Annotated in this window: 5 protein-coding genes; 4 read left to right on the top strand and 1 reads right to left on the bottom strand. The window is 40.7% G+C overall.

The window, feature by feature from the left end; translation table 11 throughout:
* The 3 genes from trmFO to QNJ66_RS25990 all read left to right on the top strand — a co-directional run.
* Positions 1–621, top strand: a 621-nt coding sequence (gene trmFO / locus QNJ66_RS26000; protein ID WP_300511570.1) for a methylenetetrahydrofolate--tRNA-(uracil(54)-C(5))-methyltransferase (FADH(2)-oxidizing) TrmFO, incomplete at its 5' end; no start/stop codon positions are given.
* Positions 622–956: 335 nt separating this feature from the next.
* Positions 957–2,234, top strand: coding sequence for an RNA-guided endonuclease IscB (gene iscB / locus QNJ66_RS25995; protein ID WP_300511569.1), 1,278 nt, complete (start codon positions 957–959; stop codon positions 2,232–2,234).
* 180 nt (positions 2,235–2,414) lie between these two features.
* Positions 2,415–3,149 carry a GUN4 domain-containing protein gene (locus tag QNJ66_RS25990; protein WP_300511568.1) on the top strand — a complete coding sequence of 245 codons (735 nt, stop codon included), beginning with the start codon at positions 2,415–2,417 and terminating at the stop codon, positions 3,147–3,149.
* A gap of 223 nt (positions 3,150–3,372) precedes the next feature.
* Here QNJ66_RS25990 and larB read toward each other — a convergent pair whose 3' ends face one another.
* On the bottom strand, positions 3,373–4,152 hold the full coding sequence (larB, locus tag QNJ66_RS25985) for a nickel pincer cofactor biosynthesis protein LarB (protein WP_300511567.1): 780 nt from the start codon (positions 4,150–4,152) through the stop codon (positions 3,373–3,375).
* A gap of 678 nt (positions 4,153–4,830) precedes the next feature.
* Here larB and QNJ66_RS25980 point away from each other — a divergent pair.
* The coding region (locus tag QNJ66_RS25980; protein WP_300511566.1) for a hypothetical protein at positions 4,831–5,127 on the top strand (297 nt) is incomplete at its 3' end.

The raw sequence follows: 5,127 nt of genomic DNA, 5'->3' as shown, positions 1-5,127 counted from the left end.
CCCCTGAAACCTGTGGGGTTATTTGATGCAAGGTTAGGAGACTTTCGTGACCCCGAAAACAAAGAAAAACGTCCCTACGCTGTTGTGCAACTACGGCAAGAAGATAAACAGGGTAAACTTTGGAATATGGTGGGTTTTCAAACTAATTTAAGATGGGGGGAACAAAAACGGGTTTTTCGTCTCATTCCTGGCCTAGAAAAAGCCGAATTTGTCCGTATGGGTGACATGCACCGCAACACCTTCATTAACTCTCCCCAATTACTTGAGGCTACCCTACAGTTTAAAAATCGTCCCACCCTCTTGGCCGCCGGACAATTAATCGGCACCGAAGGTTACACTGCAGCAGCAGCCGGGGGATGGTTAGCCGGAACCAATGCAGCACGCATTGCATTAGGATTAGAACCCATTACCTTACCTTCTACAATGATGATGGGAGCTTTATTTGAATTCATTAGTAGTGCATCCCCGAAACATTTCCAACCCATGCCACCTAACTTTGGTATTTTACCCGATTTACCCTTCAGAATCCGCAATAAACGGGAAAGATACGGGAAATATCGCGATCGTGCTTTAGAAGCGTTAAATTCAATTATTAGTTATCCATCGTTAGTTAAAACATGAGGTTTAAACATGGTTGCAGCAAAAGAACATTTTTATATGACTCCCGAAGAATATCTTGAATGGGAGGACAAACAACGCCTGAAATACGAATATGTCACAAACCCGCCGTTAATTGCTTAGGCAATATAACGGGGGCGCAGCTATTGCCCATAATGTGACCAGTTCTCTAGAAATTCTAGGAGACGTTATCTAATTCAAGAAACCTTGAAGTGCGTGCCAGCTTCCTGCTCTTTCGTCTAATTTTAAACATCGCTAAACGGGTTAACGAAGTGAATTAGACCTCACAAGATTAGATAACTGAACGAGGCTAACATTACCCCTAACGGGAGACTAAAATGCCAAACTTTGTATTCGTTTTAGACACAACTAAAAAGCCGTTGAATCCTATTCATCCTGGACAGGCAAGACGACTATTAAAACAAGGGAAAGCTGCTGTTTTCAGACGTTATCCTTTTACTCTTATTCTCAAGGAGGAAGTAACAGAAACACCTAAAAATATTAAATTAAAAATTGATCCAGGTTCTAAATTTACGGGCATTGCGCTAGTTCAAGAAAATCAAGTAATCTGGGCAGTCGAATTACAGCATCGGGGGCAACAAATCAAAGATTCTTTAACCTCAAGACGACAGATAAGAAGAGGGAGACGAGGGCGTAAAACTCGTTATCGTCAACGGAGATTTCTTAACAGAAAACGTCGGGACGGTTGGCTACCTCCAAGCTTGCAGCATCGAGTAGATACCACTCTAACTTGGGTTAAAAGATTATTGAGGTATTGTCCCATTAATTCTTTGGCTGTTGAGTTAGTTAAATTTGATTTACAAAAGCAGGAGAATCCTGAGATTGAGGGGGTCGAATATCAGCATGGAACCCTATATGGTTGGGAAGTTCGAGAATATTTATTAGCTAAATTTAATCGAACTTGTCAGTATTGTGGAGTAACGAATAAGCCCTTTGAAGTTGACCACATTCATCCCAGAAGTAAGGGGGGAAGTGACCGAGTTTCTAACTTAACTTTGGCTTGCCATGACTGTAATCAAGCTAAAGGTAATCAGGATATTAAGGATTTTCTTAAAGGAAAATCTGACTTGGCTAACCGCATTTTAAAACAGGCAAAAACACCATTAAAAGATGCTGCTGCGGTTAACTCTACTCGCTGGAAATTATTTAATTCTCTCAAAAAATTGGGATTACCAGTAGAGACAGGTAGTGGCGGATTAACTAAGTTTAATCGAAAGGGATTGAAGGTTCCTAAAAGCCACTGGCAAGATGCAGCTTGCGTTGGACAAGTCTCTGATAATTTAGTTTTTAGAACTAATCAACCTTTGCTAATTAAAGCAACGGGACACGGGACAAGACAAAGATGCCGTCCTAATAAGTTTGGTTTTCCTAAAAGCCATGCTCCGAAAGCTAAGTTTTTTAGAGGATTTCAAACAGGAGATTTGGTGTCAGCATCAGTCCCTAAAGGCAAATTTGCAGGACAATATGTAGGGAAAATTGCTACTAGATTCCGTCCTAGTTTTGTCCTTCAATTACCTGACAAAAAGTTTGATGTTCACCCTAAATATCTAACACTTATGCACCGTAACGACGGGTACAATTATGCTTTTCAATAAGGATTCGCTCTGCTCAATTTATTTATCGAACGACCTTCCCAAGTGGCTGTCTGCCGAGGTGTCCTCGGCAGTTTATACGCCACGCCTCCCGTTAAGGGTTCGGGGGTACTCGGCTACGCCTCGATACTTCCCCCTGACCTATAATGGGAGTCCCCTGGAGTTATAAATATGGATGGTTTCATGACTGACCAACAAGCCGCTACCCTTGATAATACAGACCATAATCTCTCCCAACTGGCGGATCAGTTTCTCAATGGGTCACACAAAGAGCAACTCTCATTAATCCCTCAATTAATTAATGTGGGGGAAGAGGGTTGGAAGGTATTAATGAATTTTTTACAAACATCAGACTTCAATAGCATTGATCAAGTGCGAGGTCAAATTTATGGCGCACTTTATCGATTAAAAAACCCAACAGTGGAAACATTTCTCAACAACCATTTTGCTCAAGGAATTATTCCTCTGAACTCTCAACGTAATATTGATTATCGTAACCTCAATCAATTATTGCTTGAACAGAAGTTTCAAGAAGCAGACACCTTAACCCGTCATCTGATGTGTGAATTAGCGGGGGAAGGGGCAGTGCAACGTAAATGGGTTTATTTTACGGAAGTAGAACAATTCCCTGCAACGGATTTACAGACTATTAATGGGTTATGGTGGTTACATTCAGAGGGTAAATTTGGTTTTTCGGTACAGCGTAAACTTTGGTTATCTGTGGGTAAAGACTTTAATAAATTATGGCCAAAAATTGGCTGGAAAAAAGACAATAATTGGACTCAATACCCGAATCAGTTTACTTGGGATTTAAGTGCGCCAGTGGGACATCTTCCTTTATTAAATCAGTTACGAGGGGTAAGGGTGACAGCTTCTTTGTTTTCCCATCCTGCTTGGAACGAAAATAACCCGAATTAATTGGTGCAAGATGTGAATAAAAAAAGAAACCGCCTAGGGTAGAACAAGAATTCTAGGCGGTAATACTGCAATTTATTAATTTATTTCTGATAAATCCGATAAAAACCCTAATAATCCTTTTTATTTTTTTAAAGTTAAGGTTCACTTCATTTACAAAACTTAACTTTTCTTCCTATTTTACCCCTCAGGTGATTGATAAATTAATCCCTGACAACCCTAGTTCTCACTCTTCTTTGCCCTTCAACCTTTCTGCCGTGCGTAAAATTTGTCCTGCTAAAATAGCGGCCCCAAACCCATTATCAATATTAACCACACCGATACCAGTAGCACAGGAATTTAACATGGTTAATAAAGGAGCAACCCCTCCAAAACTCGTCCCATAACCAACACTGGTAGGCACACCAATAACAGGACAGTCTACCATTCCAGCAACCACACTGGGTAATGCTCCTTCCATCCCCGCTACGACGATAATAACATCGGCCTGAGCGAGTAAATCTCGATGACTGAGAAGACGATGAATACCCGCAACCCCCACATCCCAAAGTCGTTGGGTTTTGAAGCCACATAATTGTGCGGTAATAGCTGCCTCCTCAGCCACTGGTAAATCGGCTGTCCCCGCAGTTAAAATAGAAATCACCCCCGAACCCTGAGAAGGAATTTGACCCGTTTTCAAAGCACAAATACGAGCGGTAGGATAATAAATCAGGGAGGGGATCTCAACTTCAAGTTCCTCTGCGATCGCCGTTTCAATGCGAGTAGCCATGACCACAGGGGAATGACGGGAGAGGGTGTTGATGATCTGTACGATCTGTTCTGGGGTTTTCCCAGGGCCCCAAATCACTTCAGGAAAACCTGTTCTCAGATGACGATGATGATCCACCTTAGCGAAGTCTGCCACTGGTTCAAAGTTGAGGTGTTTCAGTTTTTCTAAGGCAGTATCAGGGGTAATTTTTCCTGTAGCGATCGCATTTAGAAGTTCTTGCAGCGCGTCGGGGTTCATTCCATTCAAATTAAATATCCATTATCCATTATCCCTCATTTTTTGTTACCAATGAATAATTATTTAATTAGGTTTAAAGGCTCCCTTGCCCTACTCAGTGCGTCTTCTTGAAAGAAGAAAGAAAAAATAAAATATTTGTAGAGACAAAGGGATTAGTTAGTTGGTTTTTGAGGCAGAAAAGATTGAAACAAGGAGAATGTATAAACAAAGGTAATGATAAAAAGCTGAAAATTTTTAATTTCTCTTGTTTTTCTCATTGTTCGGTTCCTTGACAAATTTTAGGTCGATAATTAAAAAAGTATCAGAGAATAACCTCTCATACTTCCTCCTAAAGAATGAACCGATCGCATTAACAGTTAATTAAACCCCGTCGTTAACTACGGGGTCTTATTTTAGGTTGACGTTCGCTGTCTTCATCAGAAAAGGATTAGACAAAGAAGCGGTTTCCAACTTATTTAAGACCAAACCCGAGCCAGTTAAAACAAGGAGTGTCGCAACCATGTTAAAAACAATGACGGTAACTTTCATAATAGTTTAATCAATTAAGTTGTCATTTTCTAAGTTAAGGGTTGTGTGTGTCTTTTGTATGTCATGGTCATAGCAAACTGATGACGTTATCAACTGAGCAGGATTGCGTTAGTATAATACAGATGATCATTAGGTTAGGATAGTTATTCTATGAGCGATCGCAACCGTGCCAACTGGGAAGAAAAACTAGAACAAAAATTTCAGGATCTTGAAGCAGAAATTAACCGTCAAACTACACCAGTTCGACCTTTTGACCCCGATGAAGAAACGCCAGGGATTTTGACCCGTGTCGCTACCTGGTATCAAGGGTTACAAACTCCTGCTAAAGTTGGAGTGGCTATTGTGGGGATTATAGCAGGATTATCTATTCTCAATGGTATTTTAAAGTTAGTGACTTCTGTGATTGTCTTAGGAATTGCCGGAGCAGTTCTTTATGGTTTATATCGG

This window comes from Crocosphaera sp. (assembly GCF_030064895.1).
GTDB lineage: Bacteria > Cyanobacteriota > Cyanobacteriia > Cyanobacteriales > Microcystaceae > Crocosphaera.
Note: the sequence above shows the minus strand (reverse complement) of the source record. Positions and strands in the feature narration are given on the sequence as shown.

Coding starts and splice junctions, on each gene's coding strand:
- larB (WP_300511567.1), bottom strand. CDS start 4,152: ATGAACCCCGACGCGCTGCAAGAACTTCTAAATGCGATCGCTACAGGA.
- QNJ66_RS25990 (WP_300511568.1), top strand. CDS start 2,415: ATGACTGACCAACAAGCCGCTACCCTTGATAATACAGACCATAATCTC.
- iscB (WP_300511569.1), top strand. CDS start 957: ATGCCAAACTTTGTATTCGTTTTAGACACAACTAAAAAGCCGTTGAAT.